This window comes from Algibacter sp. AS12 (genome assembly GCF_046736315.1).
GTDB classification, from domain to species: Bacteria; Bacteroidota; Bacteroidia; order Flavobacteriales; family Flavobacteriaceae; genus Algibacter_B; species Algibacter_B amylolyticus.
The window spans coordinates 1,336,924-1,359,207 of sequence record NZ_CP151841.1 but is presented as its reverse complement, the minus strand read 5'-3'; the positions used below and the strand labels follow the sequence as shown (position 1 = coordinate 1,359,207).

At 32.9% G+C, this 22,284-nt stretch carries 21 protein-coding genes and 1 tRNA gene; 8 read left to right on the top strand and 14 right to left on the bottom strand.

Annotated elements, in window-relative coordinates; genetic code table 11:
• The 7 genes from AAFN75_RS05665 to AAFN75_RS05635 form a co-directional block, all read right to left on the bottom strand.
• Positions 1-795, bottom strand: a complete 795-nt coding sequence (locus tag AAFN75_RS05665; protein WP_411808634.1) for a transporter — start codon at positions 793-795, stop codon at positions 1-3.
• Positions 782-1,441, bottom strand: coding sequence for a metal-dependent transcriptional regulator (locus tag AAFN75_RS05660; RefSeq protein WP_411808633.1), 660 nt, complete (start codon positions 1,439-1,441; stop codon positions 782-784). The genes AAFN75_RS05665 and AAFN75_RS05660 overlap by 14 nt, the downstream gene beginning before the upstream one ends.
• Before the next feature lie 126 nt (positions 1,442-1,567).
• Positions 1,568-2,443: a DUF1080 domain-containing protein gene (locus AAFN75_RS05655; RefSeq protein ID WP_411808632.1), complete on the bottom strand. Its 876-nt coding sequence runs from the start codon at positions 2,441-2,443 to the stop codon at positions 1,568-1,570.
• 94 nt (positions 2,444-2,537) lie between these two features.
• Positions 2,538-2,675 (bottom strand): FeoB-associated Cys-rich membrane protein, encoded by a 138-nt coding sequence (locus AAFN75_RS05650; RefSeq protein ID WP_411808631.1) that lies wholly within the window; start codon positions 2,673-2,675, stop codon positions 2,538-2,540.
• 27 nt (positions 2,676-2,702) lie between these two features.
• Positions 2,703-4,802: a ferrous iron transport protein B gene (gene feoB, locus AAFN75_RS05645; protein ID WP_411808630.1), complete on the bottom strand. Its 2,100-nt coding sequence runs from the start codon at positions 4,800-4,802 to the stop codon at positions 2,703-2,705.
• The gene (locus tag AAFN75_RS05640; protein WP_411808629.1) at positions 4,795-5,031 is read right to left on the bottom strand and encodes a FeoA family protein; all 237 of its coding nucleotides are present in this window, start codon (positions 5,029-5,031) and stop codon (positions 4,795-4,797) included. Before AAFN75_RS05640 ends, feoB begins: the two co-directional genes overlap by 8 nt.
• A gap of 520 nt (positions 5,032-5,551) precedes the next feature.
• Positions 5,552-6,226: an SCO family protein gene (locus AAFN75_RS05635; RefSeq protein ID WP_411808628.1), complete on the bottom strand. Its 675-nt coding sequence runs from the start codon at positions 6,224-6,226 to the stop codon at positions 5,552-5,554.
• A 169-nt stretch (positions 6,227-6,395) separates the two neighbouring features.
• On the opposite strand from AAFN75_RS05635, the gene rseP reads away from it, so the two are divergent.
• Positions 6,396-7,742 carry an RIP metalloprotease RseP gene (gene rseP, locus AAFN75_RS05630; protein ID WP_411808627.1) on the top strand — a complete coding sequence of 449 codons (1,347 nt, stop codon included), beginning with the start codon at positions 6,396-6,398 and terminating at the stop codon, positions 7,740-7,742.
• Between the two features lie 72 nt (positions 7,743-7,814).
• Positions 7,815-7,888: transfer RNA gene (locus AAFN75_RS05625), tRNA-Asn, on the top strand.
• A 151-nt stretch (positions 7,889-8,039) separates the two neighbouring features.
• Here AAFN75_RS05625 and AAFN75_RS05620 read toward each other — a convergent pair.
• The 4 genes from AAFN75_RS05620 to AAFN75_RS05605 form a co-directional block, all read right to left on the bottom strand.
• On the bottom strand, positions 8,040-8,240 hold the full coding sequence (locus AAFN75_RS05620; RefSeq protein WP_092849040.1) for a hypothetical protein: 201 nt from the start codon (positions 8,238-8,240) through the stop codon (positions 8,040-8,042).
• Position 8,241: 1 nt separating this feature from the next.
• A complete protein-coding gene (locus AAFN75_RS05615; protein ID WP_411808626.1) occupies positions 8,242-8,589 on the bottom strand; it encodes a hypothetical protein in 348 nt (115 codons plus the stop codon).
• Positions 8,590-8,592: 3 nt separating this feature from the next.
• Positions 8,593-8,925 carry a YtxH domain-containing protein gene (locus tag AAFN75_RS05610; protein ID WP_411808625.1) on the bottom strand — a complete coding sequence of 111 codons (333 nt, stop codon included), beginning with the start codon at positions 8,923-8,925 and terminating at the stop codon, positions 8,593-8,595.
• A gap of 116 nt (positions 8,926-9,041) precedes the next feature.
• A complete protein-coding gene (locus tag AAFN75_RS05605; protein WP_411808624.1) occupies positions 9,042-9,398 on the bottom strand; it encodes an arsenate reductase family protein in 357 nt (118 codons plus the stop codon).
• Positions 9,399-9,505: 107 nt separating this feature from the next.
• On the opposite strand from AAFN75_RS05605, the gene AAFN75_RS05600 reads away from it, so the two are divergent.
• Complete coding sequence (locus tag AAFN75_RS05600) at positions 9,506-9,970, top strand: DinB family protein (protein WP_411808623.1); 465 nt, start codon at positions 9,506-9,508, stop codon at positions 9,968-9,970.
• On the opposite strand, the gene AAFN75_RS05595 is transcribed toward AAFN75_RS05600, so the two are convergent.
• Positions 9,947-10,669: a DUF3298 and DUF4163 domain-containing protein gene (locus AAFN75_RS05595; protein WP_411808622.1), complete on the bottom strand. Its 723-nt coding sequence runs from the start codon at positions 10,667-10,669 to the stop codon at positions 9,947-9,949. The two genes, AAFN75_RS05600 and AAFN75_RS05595, sit on opposite strands and share 24 nt — an antisense overlap.
• Before the next feature lie 149 nt (positions 10,670-10,818).
• Complete coding sequence (locus tag AAFN75_RS05590) at positions 10,819-11,604, bottom strand: THC0290_0291 family protein (RefSeq protein ID WP_411808621.1); 786 nt, start codon at positions 11,602-11,604, stop codon at positions 10,819-10,821.
• A gap of 202 nt (positions 11,605-11,806) precedes the next feature.
• On the opposite strand from AAFN75_RS05590, the gene gdhA reads away from it, so the two are divergent.
• The 5 genes from gdhA (at position 11,807) to AAFN75_RS05565 (ending at position 19,912) form a co-directional block, all read left to right on the top strand.
• Positions 11,807-13,150 carry an NADP-specific glutamate dehydrogenase gene (gdhA, locus tag AAFN75_RS05585; protein WP_411808620.1) on the top strand — a complete coding sequence of 448 codons (1,344 nt, stop codon included), beginning with the start codon at positions 11,807-11,809 and terminating at the stop codon, positions 13,148-13,150.
• A 124-nt stretch (positions 13,151-13,274) separates the two neighbouring features.
• Positions 13,275-14,309, top strand: a complete 1,035-nt coding sequence (locus AAFN75_RS05580) for an acyltransferase family protein (protein WP_411808619.1) — start codon at positions 13,275-13,277, stop codon at positions 14,307-14,309.
• 129 nt (positions 14,310-14,438) lie between these two features.
• On the top strand, positions 14,439-16,778 hold the full coding sequence (locus AAFN75_RS05575; RefSeq protein ID WP_411808618.1) for a two-component regulator propeller domain-containing protein: 2,340 nt from the start codon (positions 14,439-14,441) through the stop codon (positions 16,776-16,778).
• A complete protein-coding gene (gene recO / locus AAFN75_RS05570; RefSeq protein ID WP_411808617.1) occupies positions 16,778-17,497 on the top strand; it encodes a DNA repair protein RecO in 720 nt (239 codons plus the stop codon). The genes AAFN75_RS05575 and recO overlap by 1 nt, the downstream gene beginning before the upstream one ends.
• A gap of 3 nt (positions 17,498-17,500) precedes the next feature.
• Positions 17,501-19,912 (top strand): TonB-dependent receptor domain-containing protein, encoded by a 2,412-nt coding sequence (locus AAFN75_RS05565; RefSeq protein ID WP_411808616.1) that lies wholly within the window; start codon positions 17,501-17,503, stop codon positions 19,910-19,912.
• 53 nt (positions 19,913-19,965) lie between these two features.
• Here the strand turns inward: AAFN75_RS05565 and AAFN75_RS05560 are convergent, their stop codons facing one another.
• Complete coding sequence (locus AAFN75_RS05560; protein ID WP_411808615.1) at positions 19,966-22,242, bottom strand: T9SS sorting signal type C domain-containing protein; 2,277 nt, start codon at positions 22,240-22,242, stop codon at positions 19,966-19,968.
• Positions 22,243-22,284: the final 42 nt, after the last annotated feature.

Here is a 22,284-nt window from a genome sequence, read left to right as displayed (position 1 = left end):
TTATATTTTTCTTATTCTGTAGCTTAGGCCTAACCCTAATAAAAGGTCTTGACCTTGGGTAATGCTGGTGCCAAAATAGGTGTCTAGTTGTAAATCGTTAGAGACTAAATAGGTAAGGCCGGCATCCCAATAATGATTGGCTTTACTATCTTCTGGAAGGTCGCCGTAAAGCTCTGCGTACATTCCCAATTTATCAGAAATACTGTATCCGTAGGCTATGGTGTAAATGGCGGCTGCTTCGGCAGAATCATCGCCCCATTGGGCACCTATATTGTACCCTAAACTGGATTTTTCGCTTAAGGTGTGCGATAGGGATAGCCTGAAATCTACACCTGTGTATTCTGGTCTGTAATCTGCAGATGCACTAAACACAGGAAATACGTGGCCTATTAATGCTATTTCTGGTATGGCGCCATTTTCTTCGGTTATGTCTATTTTTAGTCCTAAAAGTAAGGGAGACAATCCGCTGGTAACATTATCTAGTTTGGTGTTATTTATTTTGGTTGTTCCCTCAATAAAATCCCATCCTAAACGGAGTTCTACATTATCTAAAATACCGTAACGTATTAGCATGGTATTGTAGGTGTAGCTTTCTGATTTTATATTATTGAACTCGAAAGACTCGTATAGTCCGCCAGTTTCAAATTGTATAACACCTTTGCCTACGGTTGAAGAAGCCTCGGTAGCATCGGGTCTATCGGTTACTAATGCATCTACATTATTTTGGTTGTCTTGTGAAACTGCTGAAAAGCTTGAAATACCTAAAATGACTAATATGATTTTAATCCTGCTCATTGACGTAAATAATTGATGTGAAATCTTCATTTAAAAGAATGGTATTGTTGTTTATTGAGATTTGAGTCATTTTATTAGAACTGAATTGTTTTGAAACCAAAACGGTATTACCATATTTTAGGCCGTTTTGAGAACAAAAGTCGAAGAATTCTTTATCGTCGCTCATTAAACGAGAAATGATGTATTGTTTACCTTCTGTAGTGTTTGAAAGTGAAATAGAGGTATCGGTTGTTGTAATTTCTCCATTGGCGTTTGGTATTGGGTCGCCGTGAGGATCGAACTTGGGGTTGCCCAAATACTCACTTATTTTATTGGCTAGTAAATCGGATGTTTGGTGTTCTAATAATTCGGCTTCTCTGTGAATGTCATGTAACGACATATCAAAAAGTTTGAACAATAAAGCTTCCCATAACCGATGCTTTCTAACTACGTTTAAGGCCATTTTAGTGCCTTTGTCGGTTAGTTTTAGCTCTTGGTATTTTTCGTAATTAATGAGGTCTTTAACGGCTAGTTTTTTAGCCATATCGGTAGCAGCGGCATTAGATATACCTAATTCTTTTGCGATGTTACCAGGTTTGGTATCGTTGTTATTACTTTTTCCATTTTTATAAATGGCTTTTACAAAATTTTCTACTGCTACAGACATTTGTGTTTGCTTTAAATAAAATTTAAGTAAGCTTAAATATTTTACAAATGTAACTAAAAAATGCAAAAATCCCCACTTTAAATTATAAAATGAGGATTTTTGTTAAATCTGAAAAGGTATGAATGTTTAGTCCTTTTTAAATCGGACTTGCTTTTTAATAAATTTCGGAAACTTTTTAATACCTGTTAACGTGAATTGTTTGTAGTAGCATTCGGCTGCTTCAGATTGTATTTGAATTTGCCCTTGGTCTAGAATGCTGCCATCTTTTTTCTTAGCATTTTCAACAACCATAACCACTTCGCTGTTTACAAGGTGAACCGCATCGTTACCAACTACGTAAATTTCTAGATGGTTCCATTCGCCATGGGGAGCGTCTGGTTCTTTAGAAGCGCTTGTGTAGCCTATTTTTTCTAAATACATATCAGAATTAGGATTGTATTTGTTTCTTGGTGTAGCTTGCGTACCTCTAATTTCAACTTGAGGTTTTCCTGTTGTGCCACCAAGGGGAATAAAATCGCCTAAGTCGGTTTCTTGTACTTGATATTCTAAACTTGCTTTCCAAGTATTCCAAAAACTTCCGTGTTCGCCATGGGCGTGGTATAGAATACCAGAGTCTCTAAGATCTGCTAGTCTTGGTTCCCATTTTTTATCGCCCCATTTAAAATAGATGCTTAAATGATAATTTTTGTAAGATGCTTTAGTTGTTAAGCCGCCATAAATTTCGCCTGTAATTTTTAAAACAGGTTCGTTGTTTTCTTTAATAATTGTGAAAACATTTTTTAAATCGTTATTTAGGCCTAGAGCTGTTCCTTTATGAACATTATCAGATTGGTAAGTGCCTTCTGGTAATCCTTGGATAGTTTCGTGAGGTACGCCATTCCATTTCTCGAATAGAGTTAAATTCTCATCAAATAAAGAGATTGTTTTTCCCTTTTTTTGCGCTGTGGTGTTTACTGAAAATAATACGAATGCAATTAGTGTAAGTAAAAGTGGTTTTCTCATTGGTTGTTTAAGTTTGTTTGATAAAACATAAAGAAACAATAAAAAGAGTAAATAAGCAGAAGGTAAATGTATTTTGTTTTAAATTTATTTGTGATTAATGGCAGCCACAACCGTCGTCTCCACCACAGGCTTTTTTAGGTTTGGATTTTTTCCAGAAGAATTTTTTAACCAAAAAAGTCATGGCTAAAGCTATTGCTGTAAAAACTAATATATTTTGAATAATATCGTTCATATCCTATAGGTCGAAATTAAATTAGTTTCATTTCAAAAATTGAAAAGCAATTAAAGCTACAATATACGCAAAAGCCGTCATTATAACAAGTTGTAATATAGGCCATTTCCATGAATTTGTTTCTCGTTTTACAATAGCTAAGGTGCTCATACACTGCATAGCAAACGCATAAAAGAGTAATAACGATATGCCTGATGCTAAGGTGAATAAAGGACCTCCTAAAATTGGATTTACCTCGCCTGCCATTCGGTTTTTTATGGTTTCTTCCTCGTCACTTCCAACACTATAAATAGTGGCTAAAGTACCTACAAATACCTCGCGAGCCGCAAAACTACTTATTAAGGCGATACCAATTTTCCAGTCGTAACCTAAAGGTCTTATGGCTGGTTCTATAGCATGACCTGCAATACCTATAAAGGAATGCTCTAGTTTATGCGATGCTACTTTGTGTTGTATTTCTTCGGGAGATAAATTTTCGGAAGCAAAATTGGTGTTTATTATTTCTTCTGCGTTATTGAATTGTTCTCCTGGACCATATGATGCTAAGAACCACAGTACAATAGAAATGGCTAAAATTATTTTACCAGCACCAAATATGAAGGCTTTTGTTTTTTCAATTACAGTAATCGCTACATTTTTAAACAGTGGTAATTTGTAATTAGGCATTTCTATTACAAAAAATGTTTTGCCTTTTATTTTTAATACTTTGTTTAAAATATATGCTGAAGTTATGGCGGTTCCGAACCCAATAAGGTAAAGTAACATTAAGGTTAACGCCTGATAGCTTAAACCAAGAATTCGACCTTCTGGTATTACTAGTGCAATAATGATAAGGTAAACTGGTAAACGCGCAGCACAGGTTGTAAATGGAGTTACTAAAATGGTTATTAAACGTTCTTTCCAACTTTCAATATTACGTGTTGCCATAATAGCGGGAATAGCACATGCGGTTCCAGAAATTAATGGGACTACACTTTTTCCGCTAAGTCCAAAACGACGCATAATTCTATCCATTAAAAAAACCACACGACTCATATAGCCTGTTTCTTCTAGAATAGCCATAAATAAAAACAGAAATGCAATCTGCGGAATAAAAATTACGATACCGCCCAAACCAGGAATAATTCCTTCGGCAAGTAAACTAGTAAAAGCACCTTCTGGCAATTGGTTTTTTACCCATTCGCTAAGCGATGAAAACGATTCGTCGATAAAGTCCATTGGAATACCAGACCAATCGTAAATAGCTTGAAATATAAGTAGTAAAATGGCGCCAAAAATAACATAACCCCAAAGTTTATGTGTTAAAACACGGTCTAATTTAGAGCGTAAATCTTTGGCTTGCGATAAATCGACAGTTTTTCCTTTTTTAAGGATTTCGTTAATAAACTGGTAGCGCTTTATGGTTTCTTTTTGTTGAAGACGTTTTAAATCGCCTTTCTGCTTGGTTTTAAAATCTTCAACGGTTTTAAATTCTTTTCTTGTAATGGTTCCAAAATTTACATCTTGGGTAATTACGAGCCAAAGCTTATAAATTAATTGGTTTGGAAATGTTTTTTTTAAATCGTCAAAGTAAGCAGGATCGATAACAGACATGTCTAAACATGGCTGAACAGATATTTCTTTGTAATTAGAAATTAGTTGTTTTAAGGTGTCTATACCTATGTTTTTTCTTGTGCTAACTAGGGCTATTTTGGTGTTTAGTTTAGATTCTAAATAATCGATATCTAAAGAGATGCCTTTGCGCTTCATTCGGTCGGCCATATTAATAACCAACAGCGTAGGAATCTGTAAATCTTTAATTTGAGTAAACAGTAAAAGGTTTCGTTTTAGGTTTTCAACATCGGTAACAACAACAGCAATATCGGGGAAATCTTTATCGTTTTTATTCAGTAAAAGTTCGATTACAACATTTTCGTCCAGCGACGATGCATTTAAACTATACGTACCAGGTAAATCAATTATATGTGCTTTTACACCACGAGGCAACTTGCAAATACCCTGCTTTTTTTCGACAGTAATACCAGGGTAATTTCCAACCTTTTGGTTTAAACCTGTTAAAGCATTAAAAACTGATGTTTTGCCAGTGTTAGGGTTGCCAATTAGTGCGACATTTATTTGTTTACTCATGTGTCACTTTTTCAATTAAAATATGAGAAGCTGTTTCCTTTCTAATAGCTAAATGCGACCCGTTTATATTTAAATACATAGGGTCTTGAAATGGCGCAACTTGAACTAGCTCCACTACATTTCCTGGTAAACAACCCATTTCGAGTAGTTTTAAAGGAATGTGAATTGACGAAACATCTATAATTATAGCGCGTTCCCCACGTTTTAAATGTGCTAAAGTATCTTGCAAGCTTATTTAGATTGATTTTAAAGAGTCAAAAGTAATGTAAAAGTTTAAAAGGGAAAAGTTTAGTAGTTTAAAATAAGTAATTATTTAGCAATTGTTTATTGTTAGTCAGTTTAATACGCTAAAAAGGTAATTGTTGCAGAAGTGTTTTCATGTTTAAAAACCTTAAAAATTAGTATTTTCCTTCACTTTCTAGAAAAGGTATTTACCTTAAAATGATTAAATTATCAGTTGTAAGGCATTTTTATCTCCTTTGGAGTTAATATAGCATATATATGCATCAAGTGTGTTGTTTCTCATTGATTATTAAGGGGTTAGTTTTGCGGCCGCAATAAACCCCATGAAAATTAATACATTATGAAAACGAGTAACAGAATTGTAGTAGAAAGTAAAGTAGGAACAAAAACTAAAAAATTTAGCAACGCAAGTTCACTAGTTTGGAATGCAAAAAGACGTTTCAAATAATCATCATATACTTTTAATACTAAAAGCTCTTTTTATTTAAAAGGAGCTTTTTTTTTGCTTAATCTTGATAAGATTCTTTAAGTATTGCAATATCATTGATTAGGCGCTTAATATCTTCGGTATTTGTACCATCATAAAACCCTCGTATTTGACGCTTTTTGTCAATTAACATAAAGTTTTCGGTGTGTACCATATCAAAAGGGCCGCCATCGCCTTGATCTTTTACGGCTAAATAGCTTTTTCTGGCTAGTTTATAAATTTCTTTTTTATCGCCAGTAACCAAGTTCCATTTTTTATCATTAACACCTTTTTTAATAGCATAACGTTTTAATTGTGCAACGGTATCTATTTCTGGAGTTACCGAATGCGAGAGAAGCATAACTTCATCATCGTTTAAAATTTCGTTTTGAATTTCCGCCATATTTGTAGTCATAATAGGGCAAATGGTTTGGCAAGTTGTAAAAAAGAAATCGGCCACGTAAATTTTATCCTTGTAGTCCTCTTGAGTAATAGTTTTACCGTTTTGGTTTGTTAAACTAAAATTGGCTATTTTATGATATTTTTTTTGATGTTGTATGGTGCTATCAACAAGCTCTGTACTTACCATTGTAGGTTGGTAAATAGGCAGCGGTTGGTAAACATTTAAAGTATTATATATAATAGCAATTATTATAATTGAAATGATGCCAAAAACTATGGCAAACACTTTATATTCTTTAAAAAACGATAGCATTTAAGAGCTTTTTTATTAAATCGTAACAAAAATACGATGATTTTTAGTGTAAAGCCTTTTTCTTTAACCATAAATAATTGTTAAAACAGTGGCCATTATGCGATTCTCTTTTTAAACTTGGTTTAAAAGCTTACTTTTGTGCGATTAAAAAAATAATGTTAAGCTATATATGGAGTTTGTTATAAAGATATCTCAGTTTTTACTAAGTCTTTCGTTGCTAATTGTACTGCACGAATTAGGACATTTTATTCCTGCAAAGGCTTTTAAAACTAGAGTAGAAAAGTTTTATTTATTTTTCGATGTTAAGTTTTCTTTATTTAAAAAGAAAATTGGCGGAACAGAATATGGTATTGGTTGGTTGCCTTTGGGAGGTTATGTTAAAATTTCGGGGATGATTGATGAGAGTATGGATACCGAGCAAATGGCACAAGAACCACAGCCATGGGAATTTAGATCTAAACCCGCATGGCAACGTTTAATTATTATGCTTGGTGGTGTAACGGTTAACTTTTTATTAGCCATTTTCATTTATATTGGGATGAGTTATTTTTATGGTGATACTTTTCTGCCAAATGAAAATATAACTGATGGTTTAGTTATTGAAAGTACGGTTGCAAATAGAGCAGGTTTACTTACAGGCGATAAAATATTAGCTGTTGATGGCGATAAAATTGAGACTTTTTCTGAAATTTCTGAAAAAGTACTATTTGGAAATGATATTTTAATAGAACGCGATGGTAAACAATCTACCGTTACTATGCCTGAAGATTTTTTAGCTCAATTACTAGATTCTAAAGAAACTGGTTTTATTAGCTTAAGACAACCTTTTGTTGTTATTCAAGTTCCAGATACGTCTTATAACAAGGCTAGTGGATTAAAACAAGGCGATATCTTTTTGGGATTAAACGGTGTTAAAACTAAATATGCTGATGAGGTTAAAACGGTTTTAGAAAAATTTAAAGGTCAGGACGTTTCAGCAACCGTAAAAAGAGGTGAAGAAGAAATAAACGTGCCACTTAAAGTTAATAAAGATGCTAAACTAGGTATTGTAGTAGCGGGAGCATCGACTCCTGAAACTTTAGAAACTTTAGGGTATTATAATTTTGATGTAAAGGATTATAGCTTTTTAGAGTCTATTCCTGTTGGTTTAGGTAAGGCTAAAGATAAGGTTGTTTCTTATTGGGATCAATTAGGCGCTATTTTTACCCCAAGTACAGGTGCATATAAAGGCGTAGGTGGCTTTAAAGCTATTTATGATATCTTTCCTAGCTTTTGGAGCTGGCAGGTGTTTTGGAGTATTACAGCCTTTTTATCTATTATGTTAGGGGTTTTAAATTTATTGCCAATTCCTGCGTTAGACGGCGGACATGTTATGTTTTTATTATACGAAATGATATCTGGTAGAAAGCCTGGAGACAAATTTATGGAGTATGCACAAATGGTTGGTTTCTTTATTTTAATAGCACTAGTCTTGTTTGCGAATGGTAATGATATCTATAAAGCAATATTTGGTTAAAATTTTTTTAAAAAATGTTTGTAGAAACTAAAAAACAATTTATATTTGCACTCGCTAAGTAAAAAAGCACACTCCTTCTTAGCTCAGTTGGTTAGAGCATCTGACTGTTAATCAGAGGGTCCTAGGTTCGAGCCCTAGAGAAGGAGCAAAACAAAACCCGATACGAAAGTATCGGGTTTTTTTGTGGGTTTGTTTTTTAAGGTAAAACACAAAAAAAGCTTAGTATAAATACCAAGCTCTTTAGGTTCTCTTTTTCATAAAAGAATTGACTTCAAGCGAATTGAGCTTGAAAGTGTTTTATTTAATAATCTTTTTCAATAACAGCATACCACCAAATTTTCCAGCTATTTTTACCGCGCTTTGAATCCAATTAAAAGGTTTTAAATCGTCCTTATAAGCTTCTTTTAAAGATTTAATTTCTTCAAAGGCTATTTGGCGTTCTAAATTTAAAATTTTTAAATCGCGTTCTATACTTTCTATGTCTTGGTATGTTTTCATTTTAATTAAAAAACTTTTCTGATAATATTTTTACTGTATAATTGTTAATGTGCTTTCTTAAAAAGTATGCTATAAGGGATAAGCATAAAAATAGAATTCCAACAATAACAAACCCTAAGGTGTAACTCTCAAGAGCTTTACCAATTAAAAAGGCTAAGGCGATGGCTGAAAAAGTTAAACCTATTAGCAACAGCCCGCCTATGATAACAATTTTAAAAATTAAACTTGTTGATATAGATAACTGCTGAAATATTTTAAGCTTATAATATTCGTAAGAGGTTTTTAAATACTTCTCACCAACATCGCTAGCCTTAGCATTTGTTTCACTTATTGAATCTATTAAACTCATAAATTATGATGTTTTTTGTAATTTTTTATTCTTCTCTTTTAAATCTTTTAGTTTGCTTTCAAGAGTGTTTATTACATCATCAGCCTTATAACTTGCACTTGAAATTAACGATTCCATTTGCTCATCTAATGTCTGCTTTTTTTCTGTGGCCGTATTTACTACTTGTTCTTTTAACTCTGTAGCAGTTTCGCTAATTTTTTGTTTTGCTAATTGAGCCTCGTCGCTAATGCGTTGTCTTGTATTTGCTCCCTTATCTGGTGCGAATAGAATTCCTAAGGTTGCCCCAATTGCTGTACCTGCTAATATTCCTAAAAATGTATTTCCGTTATTGCTCATAATATTTGTTTATATAATAGTTAATAATCCTTGATATTCAAATATACGTTTAGAGTGTCGCGGTGGTTGTCTCGTTTCAAGTGAATATTAACTGATATGCGTTTATTAACAGATATTTAACTACTGCTTAGGTGGTTTTTAACGTTTTCAATAGTTTTTTTAGAGTTTCCAATAAATATTTGATCGTCAATAATAATTACGGGTCTGCTTAAAAATGTATAATGTTCTAAAATATAGTGTTTAAAGTCTTTTTCAGTCAGGTCTTGGTTTTTCAAATCCATTTCCTTGTTTAATTTAGATCGTTTACTAAAAAGCGCTTCGTAACTTCCTGCCAGGGTTTCCATGTCTTCAACTTGTTTTACTGTAATAGCTTCAGATTTGATATCTTGTAAAATAAATTCAGAAGGCAAATTGAGCTCCTTTAAAATTCTAGTACAAGTGCTACAGGTTTTTAAATAATATACTTTTTTCATAAATATCTATGTTTTTGATTGTCTTGAATAAGGAAATCTAAAGAATCTTACCAACAAATAAAAGCAATTACACCATAAATACTATATTTATCAAAAAATTAAATAATATGCAATTTACCTTTGAAGTATTAAATAATATTCGCCCGTTTTTTAAGAAACATATTGAAAACAATTCGTTGGAAGATTTAAATAAAATCCCAGAAGGTTTTAATAATAATATTATCTGGAATATTGGACACGTTGTGGTTACCGCTCAATTATTGGCCTATAAGTTATCGGGTCAACCAATGAAGGTTAGTGATGAATTAGTAAATAAATATAGAAAAGATAGCAAGCCTGAAGCTGCGGTTTCTCAAGCCGAAGTAGATGAAATTGAAGCATTGCTGGTTTCTACGTTAAAGGATCTTGAGTTGGATTATAAAAATGGTGTGTTTATAGAATACAATACTTATACGGTTTCTACAACTGGTAATACATTATCAAATATTGATGATGCCTTGCAATTCATTCTTCTTCATGAGTCGATGCATTTGGGATACATTTTAGCCCTAATAAGAGCTGTTAAAAACTAAATAAGGTTCTGCAGCCTTAAACGGGACTGCAAACTCTATTATGCCGCTTGAATACGGTGCAATTTCATAGGTGTTGTAAAGTAAAATAACGCCGTCTTCACTATACCCAATATTTTGTGGTAATTTAAATGAATCGATGTCTAGAAGCAGACTTTTATCTATAGTGGCTGTTGTAAAGTACGATTTAGATAGAGTTTTAAAGCCTTCCATGTTGTTAAACAAATCACTATTTTTTAGGAGTTGGCCAGTTTCAGAATTAAAATTTAAAAAAGAAATTATCAAATTACCATGTGCACCACCGGTGTTTATATAGCTAGTAATAGCTATGGTGGTAAGCTTTGGAGATTGATACATAACTTCGCCATCTATTTGTGCTTCCCATTGCTCGCCAGTTTCTGGAAAATCAGTTTTAAATGCCTTGAATTCTTCGGTGAATAAAGCTATACTCTCTTCTATTGAAGTCGAAGTAATCTCATCGGGATATCCTATGTGTAAAGCTGAAATGATTGCTTTATTAATCTCAGAATTAATTTGATTGGCTACTGCTTCGTTACCGCTAGCTTGCGGAATATTTACTTCAACAATAGTATTATTTTGGGTAGTAATATTAGTCTCTGTAAAAATAGTTTCTGATTCATTTTTGCAACTAAAAAGGATGAAAAGAAAACTAATTAAAATGAGATATTTATTATTGCACATACTTGAAATTTAATCCTAGTTTAAAGATAATTATTGCAATTGAATTAACGTAACTAAAAGATTAAAGTTTTTGTAAAATGTGAGGTTGGAGCTAAATGGAATATTAGAACTTGCCTAAATTAATTGCTTATAACAGTAAGCTTTAGCTATTAATCAAGATAGAATATGTAACCTACGTTTAGCCAGACTAACCAATCATTATATTTATTAGATTCCAATTGGTGGTCTAACCCATCAATATTATCACCAAAGTAATATTGCCATCTTAGATCGAGCATTAAATCTGATAGTTTGGTTAGTTTGTATCTAACACCAACACTAGAAACTACAGACCATGTACTTCCTGGAGAGGCATCAACAGAGCCATCTTCCCAACCTGTGTAAAAGTTAGTATAATCGGTAACATCTCCATCACCATAAGTTGTACTCACTTCCGGGGTAAATGATGTGTAATGAACTCCTAGGCTAACAAAAGGTGCAAAGTTGTAAGCAAAGCCTTGGAAATCTCGAATACTTAAAGGAAAAAATTCAAGTTGTGTACCAATGTCAAGATTTTTAGCAACGCCTTTATGTGCTCTTAATTTATCTGCATTAATTGTAGTTCTATCCGCAGAAACCCATTTACCAAGGTGTTCTAAATTTGTTTTGTTATATGAAATTTCATTTCTTACTTTAAAATGATCATTAAAATAAGTATCTGTAGTGTAGCAATTACAGTCTGCACGATATGAAAAGTTCAGGTAATGTACAACTCCAATACCGAAACCAGAATTCCCTACGTTAGTTTTTGAATCTTCACGAACACCATAATCAGATCTAAATTGAAGTGGTCCAGCAATAACACCCAATTCATGAGAAAAGCCTAGTTGAGCATTTGCAGTTTGAAATATAAAAAGCAAGCAAAAAACTGAAGCTAAATGTTTCAAGTTAAGCATAAAAGGTTTATTTTTTTGAGGGCATTATTATGAGCAAATATATAAAAACTACCAAAACAAACAAATATTAATATGTTAGTGTATTTCGTTCATTTATTTTTGTTGCGAAATTCAAAAAATATCGCATATTTTTTTAAAGATAACGTATATTTGTGCTTGTATATTACTTTTTCAATAAATTAATGACGTAATAATTATAAATATGAAACAAAATATAGAATCATTTTTAGACCTAGTTAGGGAAAGAAATGGCCATGAGCCCGAGTTTTTGCAGGCTGTAGAGGAAGTTGCAGAAACAGTAATCCCTTACATCGTAAAGCATGATATTTACTATGGTAAAAATATTTTACTACGAATGGTTGAACCTGAACGACTGATATCTTTTAGAGTGTCGTGGGTTGATGATAGTGGAGAGATTCAAGTAAACAGGGGTTATCGTGTACAGATGAACTCTGCAATAGGACCTTACAAAGGAGGGTTAAGGTTTCATCCTACGGTAAATGCTAGTATTTTAAAATTTTTGGCTTTCGAGCAAGTCTTTAAGAACTCTTTAACCACGTTGCCAATGGGTGGTGGAAAAGGAGGTAGCGATTTTGATCCGAAAGGAAAATCGGATAATGAAATTATGCGTTTTTGCCACGCCTTTATGAGTGAATTGTTTAGGTATATTGGTCCAAATACTGATGTTCCTGCGGGAGATATTGGAGTAGGAACTCGGGAAATTGGGTTTTTATTCGGGATGTATAAAAAATTAAAAAATGAGTTCACTGGGGTGTTAACAGGTAAAGGTTTAACATGGGGTGGCTCATTAATTAGACCAGAAGCTACAGGCTACGGTAATGTATATTTTGCGCAAAAAATGCTTGAAACTAAAAACGATACTATTGAAGGTAAAAGCGTAGTAATTTCGGGTTCAGGTAATGTGGCGCAATATGCCGCTGAAAAAGTATTGCAGTTGGGAGGTAAGGTATTAACACTTTCAGATTCATCGGGTTATATTTTTGATGAGGACGGTATAGATGCAGATAAATTAGCTTTTGTTATGGAGCTAAAAAATGTAAAACGTGGTAGAATAAGTGAGTACTTAGAATCATATCCTAACGCTAAATTTGTAAAAGGAAAAACACCTTGGAGTGAAAAATGCGCTGTTGCTTTGCCTTGTGCAACTCAAAATGAGCTACAAGAAGAAGATGCTAATACGCTTTTAAGCAACGGTTGTATCTGTGTTAGTGAAGGTGCAAATATGCCGTCAACTAAAGAGGCTATTGCAGCTTTTCATAAAGCTAAAATATTATTTGCTCCCGGTAAAGCATCAAATGCTGGAGGTGTAGCAACGTCTGGTTTAGAAATGACTCAGAATTCGTTACGATTCAAATGGTCTAGAGAAGAGGTGGATAATAAGCTTAAAGACATCATGTCCGATATTCATAAGTCATGTTCGGAATATGGTAAAGGTGATGATGGCTATGTAGATTATGTAAAAGGTGCAAATATTGCTGGGTTTGTAAAAGTGGCCGATGCAATGTTAGCTCAAGGTATAGTTTAAGCTATAAGAATGCTTATAATTAGAAAGCTTCCTAATGTATTAGGGAGCTTTTTTTGTTTAAATCATGTAATTCTCCATAAAAGCTCGATAGTTATAAATATATTTGAAACATAAAGTTTAAGTTTTGGAAAAAATAAATACTAATAATTTCGACTTTTTAAGAGTTGTTTTTGCTTTTACGGTGTGTTTTGCTCATCTTATAGAGTTAAGCCAAGTTGAAATGTTTCAAGATTATATTGGGCTTTTTAATACTCGTTTAGCTATTAATGGTTTTTTTGTTATAAGTGGCTTTTTAATTGCTAAAAGCTATGAAAACAGCAAATCTTTAAGGTCATATATCATTAAAAGGGTAAGACGCATAATTCCTGCTTACCTTTTCGTTATTTTGTTTTGTGCTCTGTTTTTTTCTGTTATTTCAAAATATTCTGTTGGCGATTATTTTCTGCACAGACAATTTTGGAAGTATCTTATAGCCAATTTAACCTTTCAAAATTATATCGAACCTTGTTTACCAGGAGTTTTTAGTAACAATTATTTATGTGTCGTTAATGGTGCGCTTTGGACTATAAAAATTGAAGAGGCTTTTTATCTATTGTTGCCTTTGTTTTATTGGGTTACTAAATCTAAAAAAGATAAAATTCATGTTTTTGGAGTTATTGTTTATTTGCTATCAATACTATATTTTAATTATTTTGTGTCTATAGATATGTACCGCATAGCAAAGCAATTACCTGGTGCTATAGCTTTTTTTATGTGTGGAATTGTGCTCTACAAAAACTTCAATTTTTTTATAAAATGGAAACATCAAATAATTTTACCTTGTTTGTTTGTGTTTTTTTTAGAGCAATACATATTTAGTATTCATGTTTTTAAACCATTAGCTTACAGTATTATGGTTTTTTATATCGCTTATAATTTTAAATTTTTAAATCATTTTGGTAAATATGGAGATATAACTTATGGTGTGTATATTTATCATTTTCCAATCATTCAAATATGTCTGTTTTACGGATTTTTTCAGGTCTATAATCCAGTTTTTGTTAGTGTATTTATAGTATTATTAGTTGTTATTTTAGCAACTTTATCTTGGTATTTTATAGAGTTGAGATTTCTGTCTAAAGGCCGAAAAGAAAGACAAAGAAAATTACTGTCCACTTAAATGCATCCAGTAAGATGTTAGCTTTAATGTAATTTGATACGAACGTTAAAATTTTATGTCTTTTAAAATATATTATTTTAAGATGAAGTTCGTTAGATGTAATATCTTTGAACATAAATAAATTCAATTTTGAGAAAAATACTTTTTATACTTTTTTGCTTTTCGCCATTTATTCAATTTGCTCAGGATTATTCGGCACAATGGGAAGGCCATTTTTCATATTATAGTATTACCAAAGTTGTAAAAGGGAATAATAAAATATATGCAGTTTCAGGTAATGCTATTTTTACTGTGGATGTTCAATCCAATAATATGGAAGAACTTACTACTGTAAATGGGCTTTCGGGCGAAACTATTTCTACAATTTATTACAGTGAGCTATATCAGTTATTAGTAATTGGTTATGAAAACGGACTTGTTGAAATTCTTTTCGATAATAATGACGATGTGTTATCTATAGTAGATATAGTTGATAAGCCGGCAATTCCTGCAGATAATAAAACTATTAATCATTTTAATGCTTACCAAAATGTAATCTATATATCGACCAATTATGGTGTTTCAATATATGATCTTGAACGTTTGGAGTTTGGTGATACTTACTTCATTGGAAATGGAGGTTCTCAAATTGCTATAAAACAAACTTCTATCCATAACGGGTTTATATATGCTGCAAGTATGAATGCTGGAGGGATAAAAAAAGCAGATATTTCTAGCGCAAATTTAATAGATTATAATAATTGGCAAAATGTTGCTTCCGGAAACTTTATAGGTATCGAAACCAATGAAGATAGATTGTATGGCATAAATTCGAATGGGGTATTATATGAAATAATTAATGATACTTTAAATCAATTAATTGTATATGATGATGTGCCTAGTGAGATAAAATCTAATGAGTCAAATTTAGTAATCACTACTGATAATAATGTTTTTATTTACGATGCGGGTTTTAATTTAATTGCTCAAGTTTCAACATTAGAAGACTTCGATACTAGCTTTAAATCTTCAGTTGTTGAAGGAGAATATGTATATGTTGGTAGTTTGGATTTTGGTGTTTTAAAAACAGAAATAAGTAGCCCCACTGCATTTGAAGAAATTCATCCAGATGGACCACTGCGAAACGATTTGTTTTCGTTAGAGTATTATAATAATGATTTATGGTGTGTTTCTGGTGGTTATAACTTTTTTTTCAATTTTATTGGGGGGGATAGAGTTTTTACAGGAATTAGTCGTTTAAAGAACAGTAAATGGTCAAATATTCAGTATGACACTATTAATAATAGAATAACAAACCCAAGATATTTGGCTCATGCAGCTATTAACCCAACACAACCTAATCAAGTGTTTGTAAGTTCGTATTACTCGGGCGTAATAGAATTTGATGATGCCGAACCTATTCAATTATACAATCAAGATAATAGTACGTTAGTTCCATTTGCAGGAAATTTTAAGCTAACAGGAACAATTACTTATGATGATAATGGTGCTTTATGGTTAGTTAATGGAAGGGTGAAAGAGCCTTTAAACAAATATGAAAATGGTATATGGACTTCTTATGATTTTTCTAAAATTATCGCAGTGCCTACCAGCGAAAATGGATTTAGTGAAATAGAAATTGATGAATCCACAGGAACAAAGTTTATTGGATCACACTTTAATGGTTTAATTGGTTTCAATGAGAATAATGGTGATCCTAAAATAAAAAACATAAATGGGGAAGATAAAAATATGCCGGATGCTTTTGTAACATCTGTTGTGTTAGACAAGCGTAACCAGTTATGGATTGGAACCTTTAGGGGGCTGCGTGTATTGTATAATGTATCTAATTTTTTTGAAGACGAGGATATAGAAGTTGATGAAATTATTATTGAAGAGGATGGCATCGCAAAAGAACTTTTATTTCAGCAATATATAACGCAAATAAAAGTTGATGGCTCAAATAATAAATGGATAGGAACCTCTGATTCAGGAATATTTTATCTGTCTTCTGATGGTCAAAAGACTATATTTCATTTTACCACTGCCAATTCACCTTTGCCATCAAACAGTATAAATGATATTGAGATAGATGATAAAAATGGAATAGTTTACATTGCAACAACCAAAGGTTTACTTACATTTAATTCGGGTGGGTCTTCTGCTCTCCAAGATTTATCAAGCGCATATACTTACCCCAATCCAGTACGACCAGGTTTTAATTTTATTGAAGATAAAGTTAAAATTAAAGATATATCTGAAAATGTAAACATTAAAATTACTGATATTGAAGGTAATCTAGTTGCCGAAGCACAATCTAGAATAAACCAAAGATACGGGGGTTACAATTTAGAAATTGATGGTGGAACAGCCTATTGGAACGGTAAAAACCTTGTTAACAATTTGGTAGCTTCTGGTGTTTATTTAATTATGCTTTCAGATTTAGATACCTACGAAACTAAAGTTTTAAAATTAATGGTGGTTAGATAATGCTTATTACTACAAACGCAATTGTTCTATCTAAATTAAAATTTAAAGACAACGATTTAATAGTAAAATGCTACACGCAAGATATTGGCGTGGTTAGTTTTTTATTGCGTGGAGTTTTAAAAAGTAAAAAAGGAAATTCTAAAGTTGCTTACTTTCAATTATTATCTCAAATAGAGATTGTATTTACGCATAAAAACACAAGATCTTTACAAAGTATAAAAGAAACGAAGCTAAATCATATGTATTCGAGTTTGCATACGCATGTGTTAAAAAGTTCTATTGTTATGTTTCTTTCTGAAGTACTATCCAATGTATTACAAGAAGAAGAAGAAAACGAAGTGTTATATAGTTATCTAGAGTATTCCCTTTTATGGCTAGATTCGCAAGCCGATTATTCAAATTTTCATTTGTTATTTTTATTAAAACTCTCCAAGTATTTAGGCTTTTATCCGGACACAACAAGTATAGATGCACACTACTTTAATTTATATGAAGGGAAGTTTGAATTAAAACCTAGCAATAAGTATGCTATTTCAGGCGAAAATTTAGTGCTGCTTAAACAGTTGTTAGGCATAAAATTTGATGCATTAACTAGTGTTAAAATAAATGCAAAACAAAGGCAGTCTTTTTTAAGCATGATTTTGCTTTATTTTGAGTTACATTTGGGCACTTTTAAAACCCCTAAATCATTAGCAGTTTTTAATCAAGTTTTTAACTAAACCATGAAGTTTTATTATTTATCGCTTTGCTTAGTATTTCTTAGTTTAGGCGTTCATTCCCAAAACATAAAAGTTCTTAATAGCCAAACAAAAGAACCCGTTTTTGGGGTGGCTATTTATAACGTCGATAAATCTAAAAGTGTAGTTACCAATTTTAATGGTGAAGCCGATTTAGGTGAGTTCAACAACACCGAAACCATTTATTTTAAGCATTTATCGCATACGTTAAAAACGATAACTAAGAAGCAAATAGGAAAATTGAACAAAGTGTTTTTAATTTCCAACACTCAAGGTTTGCAGGAAATAGTTATTTCAGCTTCAAAGTTTAAGCAAAATAAAAGAGATATTCCTCAAAAAATCCTTAGTTCAAATGCTAAAAGTATTCAATTTAAAAACCCACAAACTAGTGCCGATTTATTAGAAAATACAGGGCAAGTTTATATTCAAAAAAGTCAGCTGGGTGGCGGGAGCCCAATGATTAGAGGTTTTTCTACAAATAGATTGTTAATTACCGTTGATGGTGTAAGAATGAATAATGCCATTTTTAGAGGCGGAAATCTTCAAAACGTTATTGCTATCGATCCTTTTGCTATTCAAAATACCGAGGTAACTTTAGGTGCAGGCTCGGTAACTTATGGAAGCGATGCTATTGGAGGTGTAATGAGTTTTTATACGCTTAAACCTAAATTATCTTATACAGATTCTTTAATGTTTAAGGCTAATGCTCTTGTGAGATATGCTTCGGCAAGTAATGAAAGAACAGGGCATTTCGATTTCAATTTGGGCTATAAAAAATGGGCTTTTATTACTAGTGCTAGTTATACCGATTTTGATGATTTAAGAATGGGAAGCCATGGGCCAGAAGATTATCTAAGGCCAGAGTTTGCCGTAGCAACCTCTAGCGGCGATGTTATTATAGAAAATAACAATCCATTAGTTCAAAAATACTCGGGTTATAGTCAGTTTAATGTTATGCAGAAGGCCCATTATGAGCCCTATGAAGACTTAAGTTTCGATTTGGGGTTATATTACTCAACAACGTCTAATATTCCCCGCTACGATCGTTTAATTCGATATAGAAGTGGTGTGTTGCGTTCTACCGAATGGAATTACGGACCACAAAATTGGTTTATGTCTAATTTAGAGGTTACCAAACTAAGTAGTAGGTCTAATTTATACGATAAAATAAAGGCAACGGTAGCTTACCAAAATTTTCAAGAGAGTAGGATGGATAGAGATTTTCAATCTACAACGCGAAGTGTTAGTGAAGAGGCGGTTGATGCCTATTCTTTTAATATAGATTTAGAGAAAAAGTTATCGCCTAAAACAGAGTTTTTCTATGGTGGCGAGTATATTTACAATAAAGTAAAGTCGGTTGGTTTTAATCAGGATACCGCAAATAACACCGAAGTTGACGCGGTAACTAGATATCCAAATGGATCGAGTTGGCAATCGGCAGCAGTATATTCAAGCATAAAATATAAACCAAATCCAAAGTTTGTGTTTCAGTCAGGTTTACGTTTTAATTATGTGGTTTCCGAGGCTAATTTCACCGAAAACAATGTCTTTTTAAACCTGCCTTTTGATTATGCCAAAAACGAATCGGAAGCCTTAACAGGAACTGCAGGTATTAGTTGGGCTCCAAGCCCCAAAATACAATGGAAATTAAATGCATCTTCAGCATTTAGGGCGCCAAACATTGATGATATTGGTAAGGTGTTCGATTCCGAACCAGGTGCTGTGGTTGTACCAAATAATAATTTAAAATCGGAATACGCTTATGGTGGCGAATTGGGCTTAAAACTTAACTTTAATAACAAGTTAGTTTTAGATATGAGTACTTATTACACATATTTGGATAATGCTTTGGTAAGACGAGACTATAGTTTAAATGGCGAAACCGAAATTTTATATAATGGCGAATTAAGCAATGTACAAGCCATACAAAATGCATCAAAAGCATGGATTTATGGGTTTGAAGTGGGTTTAAAAATGCCTATTACAAATCAGTTGGATTTAACATCGCAGTATTCGGTAATTGGAGGAACAGAAGAGGAGGAGTCTATAGAAGTGCCTATACGCCATGTGGCACCAAACTTTGGGAATACACATTTAACATGGACATCCAACGCTATTAAATTAGACTTTTTTGCAAATTATAATGGCGATTTGTCTTATTACGAGTTAGCACCTTCCGAAATTGAAAAGGACTATATTTATGCATTAGATGCGAATGGAAATCCTTACAGTCCGTCGTGGTACACCATAAATGTTAGAGCACAGTACCAAGTAAATAGTTCCATTACTTTAACTACAAGTTTAGAAAATATTACCGACCAGCGTTATAAAACCTATTCTTCTGGAATTGCAGCTGCCGGACGAAACCTAATTGTAGCTTTAAAATATAGCCTATAAAAAATGCTCTAGCTATAAACTAGAGCATTGTATTATGTTATATTTTTTTCGATTTATTTTTTAACTGCCTTTTTAGTAATAATGGCACCGCTAGAAAGTTCTACTTTTGCAATATAAATACTGCCACTATTTAATTGTGATAGGTTGTAGGTTTCTGAAGTGTTGTTGCCTTCAAATTGATATAATTGACGGCCTAGTAAATCAAAAATACTTATCGATTTTATATTATTTGATGCTGTAAATTGAACATGGTTATCATCCAATTCCACAATTTTTAATGCGTTAGTTTCAAGTGAATTACTTTCGGTTGATAATACAGACGCGGAAAATTGAATTTTAAAACGATCGTTAAACTCTCCAACTTCCGATGTAAAACTATAATCGGAATCCGATAGGTTATGTACCTTATTTAATAGATTATCTTTTAAGTAAATGATGTTGTTGGCTAAAAAGTCACCTTCTAATTGTGCAATAGAAAAGGTATATAAAGTAGCCACATCAATATTAGTAGCAAATCCAAGATTTATAATTTCATCTTCTGTTAAGCTATTTATGGCCTTACCTTGAATGGCAAATTTAGTGTTAGACCCTTCAATGGTAGAATATAGAGTTGTGTTAAAATCTGGTGTTAAAAATCGTTTAGCATCGTAGGCTCCATTATCTATTCCGTTGGTTGCCCCATCAACATAGGCTACAAGTATTTGGTTAAATATACCGTTATCCGAAGTTAAATTTACCCAAAGTCTATTAGCTGTAGCGGTGTTTTGTTTAGCGCTAGAGTTTTTGAAAAATTGTGTATTGCTAGTGGCATCTGCCATACGCATAGCGTTGGTAAACGTAGCAGGTCCATTGGCTAATCCAGCTATAAAAAATCCTTGTCCTGAAGGTATGTACTGTGTAGGTGTTTCTCCACTTGCACCAGCTACACCACCACTTCCAAAGGCATACATGGCGTAATCATTTCTACTAAAATTACTTTGTTCGTTACCAGGATTAGCTCCAGACGGTGGTGTGAATTGCGACCAAAAATAGGCGGTACCATCAACTTCAGTAGAGTTTGCCGTATAAAAGGCATCAAAATCGATAGCCGAAGGGTATGGGTTACCAATAAAATTCCAACTAGTACCTGGATTTGCAGCGTTAAATGAAATGTTTGTGTCTATATCACCAGTGTTAAATTCACCTTCAAATGATGCAGATCCCGTACCTGGCGCAAAATTTGAAAAAAGTCTAGCTTCTGTAACGGCATACCCAACTCCAGGAAGCATATTATCGGTCCCGTTTGAAGCTAAGGCATATTGCCATGCGTCTGCATTATCATCAACGTTATCAGTATCTGTATCAACAAAATTAGCGGCATTGAACCAAAAACGTCTGTCGCCATCTACATCCGGAAATACGTTAGTGGTAGTTTCTCCAACAACAGGAGAACTCCAGTAAGTATAGTAATACCAATCGGCTTTTGTAGCTGTAGTTTTATTTACTCTCGATGTGCCATTATTTGTAAACGTTCCTGCGTTGTCTCGTTGTACAAAGTTTCCTTGGGTTTCAACTACTAAAGTACCATTAATGGTTACATCATTTTCAATTTCTGCAAATGTGCCATCGGCTATAGTTAGTGTAGCTCCAGAATCTACGGTTAAACTACAACCTACAATATCTTCGGTTGTAGTGCTGTAATTACTGCTTATAACAACACTTTTTGTTAAGCTATCCGGCGATCCGTTAGACCATGTTCCAGTATAAATTGTGGCAGTAGGACAGGGAAGAGCATTAACTAAACCATTTATAACAATCCCTTTGTCAGTAGTAGTATTTTCTTCAATATCAAAAGTCCCCGATGCACCATTAGCACTAAAAGCATATAATCTAAATGTTATTGTTCCAGTAATTCCAGTTATTGAAGTCAAATCTATACCATTATTATCTTCTGCTGGATCTGATACGGATGCATCCGTAAATATTGATGAATAACCTGAGCCAGTATCAACTTGAATATCAACCATTGTTGGACCTGTTCCGCTTCTATCATAGGTTATGTCCATTGTAGTTAGATCAATGGAATAACCAGAATTTGCGGTTAAAGTCCATTCTAAATAATCATTAGAATCTAATGTTGCATTTGTAGTCCAATCTCGTGAATTGTATGTTCCGCCTGTGTTTATATTAATTCCAGATCCTCTACAAATTCCAGTAGTACTAATATTTGCATTATTTGAAATAGTTCCACTACATCCGGCATTAGCAACAGAGCTAAAAGCAGCTATTTCTTGCCCAAAACCAAAATCAAAAGCCAAAAACAATAATATTAATAAAGTAATTTTTTTCATAACCGTTAAGTTTTAAAAATCTAAGATTTGGTATTTATAATA

Bases quoted from the DNA above. Each gene is read 5' to 3' on its own strand.
- AAFN75_RS05665 (WP_411808634.1), bottom strand. From the start codon at position 795: ATGAGCAGGATTAAAATCATATTAGTCATTTTAGGTATTTCAAGCTTT.
- AAFN75_RS05660 (WP_411808633.1), bottom strand. From the start codon at position 1,441: ATGTCTGTAGCAGTAGAAAATTTTGTAAAAGCCATTTATAAAAATGGA.
- AAFN75_RS05655 (WP_411808632.1), bottom strand. From the start codon at position 2,443: ATGAGAAAACCACTTTTACTTACACTAATTGCATTCGTATTATTTTCA.
- AAFN75_RS05650 (WP_411808631.1), bottom strand. From the start codon at position 2,675: ATGAACGATATTATTCAAAATATATTAGTTTTTACAGCAATAGCTTTA.
- feoB (WP_411808630.1), bottom strand. From the start codon at position 4,802: ATGAGTAAACAAATAAATGTCGCACTAATTGGCAACCCTAACACTGGC.
- AAFN75_RS05635 (WP_411808628.1), bottom strand. From the start codon at position 6,226: ATGCTATCGTTTTTTAAAGAATATAAAGTGTTTGCCATAGTTTTTGGC.
- rseP (WP_411808627.1), top strand. From the start codon at position 6,396: ATGGAGTTTGTTATAAAGATATCTCAGTTTTTACTAAGTCTTTCGTTG.
- AAFN75_RS05620 (WP_092849040.1), bottom strand. From the start codon at position 8,240: ATGAAAACATACCAAGACATAGAAAGTATAGAACGCGATTTAAAAATT.
- AAFN75_RS05615 (WP_411808626.1), bottom strand. From the start codon at position 8,589: ATGAGTTTAATAGATTCAATAAGTGAAACAAATGCTAAGGCTAGCGAT.
- AAFN75_RS05610 (WP_411808625.1), bottom strand. From the start codon at position 8,925: ATGAGCAATAACGGAAATACATTTTTAGGAATATTAGCAGGTACAGCA.
- AAFN75_RS05605 (WP_411808624.1), bottom strand. From the start codon at position 9,398: ATGAAAAAAGTATATTATTTAAAAACCTGTAGCACTTGTACTAGAATT.
- AAFN75_RS05600 (WP_411808623.1), top strand. From the start codon at position 9,506: ATGCAATTTACCTTTGAAGTATTAAATAATATTCGCCCGTTTTTTAAG.
- AAFN75_RS05595 (WP_411808622.1), bottom strand. From the start codon at position 10,669: ATGTGCAATAATAAATATCTCATTTTAATTAGTTTTCTTTTCATCCTT.
- AAFN75_RS05590 (WP_411808621.1), bottom strand. From the start codon at position 11,604: ATGCTTAACTTGAAACATTTAGCTTCAGTTTTTTGCTTGCTTTTTATA.
- gdhA (WP_411808620.1), top strand. From the start codon at position 11,807: ATGAAACAAAATATAGAATCATTTTTAGACCTAGTTAGGGAAAGAAAT.
- recO (WP_411808617.1), top strand. From the start codon at position 16,778: ATGCTTATTACTACAAACGCAATTGTTCTATCTAAATTAAAATTTAAA.
- AAFN75_RS05565 (WP_411808616.1), top strand. From the start codon at position 17,501: ATGAAGTTTTATTATTTATCGCTTTGCTTAGTATTTCTTAGTTTAGGC.
- AAFN75_RS05560 (WP_411808615.1), bottom strand. From the start codon at position 22,242: ATGAAAAAAATTACTTTATTAATATTATTGTTTTTGGCTTTTGATTTT.